Annotated in this window: 3 protein-coding genes; 1 reads left to right on the top strand and 2 read right to left on the bottom strand. The window is 53.0% G+C overall.

The genetic code is table 11. The annotated features are described in order from the left end of the window. Window positions 1-242 precede the first annotated feature (242 nt). The gene (locus QCE79_RS39445) at window positions 243-383 is read left to right on the top strand and encodes a SymE family type I addiction module toxin (protein ID WP_404989464.1); all 141 of its coding nucleotides are present in this window, start codon (window positions 243-245) and stop codon (window positions 381-383) included. A 30-nt stretch (window positions 384-413) separates the two neighbouring features. Here the strand turns inward: QCE79_RS39445 and QCE79_RS32895 are convergent, their stop codons facing one another. Both QCE79_RS32895 and QCE79_RS32890 read right to left on the bottom strand, forming a co-directional pair. Beyond that, on the bottom strand, window positions 414-665 hold the full coding sequence (locus tag QCE79_RS32895; RefSeq protein ID WP_309851632.1) for a hypothetical protein: 252 nt from the start codon (window positions 663-665) through the stop codon (window positions 414-416). Beyond that, window positions 662-1,144 (bottom strand): colicin E3/pyocin S6 family cytotoxin (locus QCE79_RS32890; RefSeq protein ID WP_309851630.1); only part of this gene is annotated, 483 nt, incomplete at its 5' end. The genes QCE79_RS32890 and QCE79_RS32895, both read right to left, overlap by 4 nt.

Raw genomic sequence — 1,144 nt, 5'->3', positions numbered from 1 at the left:
CGATGTCCATCGTGTCTGATCCGGTGATGATGCGGCCGCCGTGGGTGGTGCTGTCGCCTACGCAAGCAATTGATGTCATTTTGTCTCTAACTTAGATCAAGAAAATTGTTATGGTCGGCATAGTGATTGAGGCATCGAATCACTTCCTCCGTGGTCGCATTTGGCTTTTGCTTATGGGCTAAATCAACAACCGCCTGAAAATTCTCGCCAAGGTAAAGAAAGGCGAGGCTGCAGTCGTTCACTTGGTCTGGCAACGTCCCGAGCCGCCGCTTTATCCGTGGCTCAAACTCGCCGGACGATGGATCGAGCACGCCGGATTCAAAGCGGGGCAGCGCGTCAAGATCAATGTTGAACATGTGCGACTAACCATTACCGCCGAATGAACGAAGGGCCGCGTCAGCGGCCCTTCGTTCTCATGCACTATCGCACTCAAGGTAGTAATCGAATCGTTCCAGATCGAGTCGTTCGGAGATATAGGGCGTAAGTTGCTCGGCGATACGAGTGTCGATTGCAAAAACGTCAAACATTGGGTTGTCGTCCGGCACCTTAAAAAGTGCCTGTAGGAAAGCTAGGTTCGGCACAAGCACAAACTCAATGTCACGGACATGGTCGTCTCCCTGTTGCTCAAATACTGAGATATACCGGTAAAGTCGATATTCCGTCATGGCTCGATCGTCCTTGTTCGATCAGCTTCCTTGCCAGGTATAGCGTCGCCCGTGTCGGGATCAAATGCTCCCATGTGTTTGCCCCGTTTGTTGTACATCTCCACTTCACCATGCTGCGAATCCCACTCGCAGATGCAACCGTTCAGACGCTTCCATCGTTTTCTCAATCCACCGCCGCCTTGCACAGGCGTCTTCGACTTCACGCGCACAGCATCCGGGAAACCCGGCAAACTTGGCGGGGCTGGGATGTATTTGCTCAACCCAAGCGGATCAACCCAGCTTATTGGGTTGTTTGCGTACTGGAACGGATTCAGTCCACCTTTTAGCCCAATCGGATCCTTGCTGATGAACCTTCCCGTCGCCGGATTGTAGTACCGATGTCGATTGTAGTGCAGCCCCGTCTCTTCATCATGGTACTGCCCCTGAAACCGGATCGCGTTATCCGTCTCAGCCGGGTCTTCCTTACCATAGGGCGCACC

The sequence above is a fragment of the Caballeronia sp. LZ003 genome (assembly GCF_031451465.1).
GTDB lineage: Bacteria > Pseudomonadota > Gammaproteobacteria > Burkholderiales > Burkholderiaceae > Caballeronia.
Note: the sequence above shows the minus strand (reverse complement) of the source record. Positions and strands in the feature narration are given on the sequence as shown.

What these genes read in the sequence shown, in the direction of transcription:
- QCE79_RS32895 (WP_309851632.1), bottom strand. Translation starts at nt 665, where the DNA reads ATGACGGAATATCGACTTTACCGGTATATCTCAGTATTTGAGCAACAG.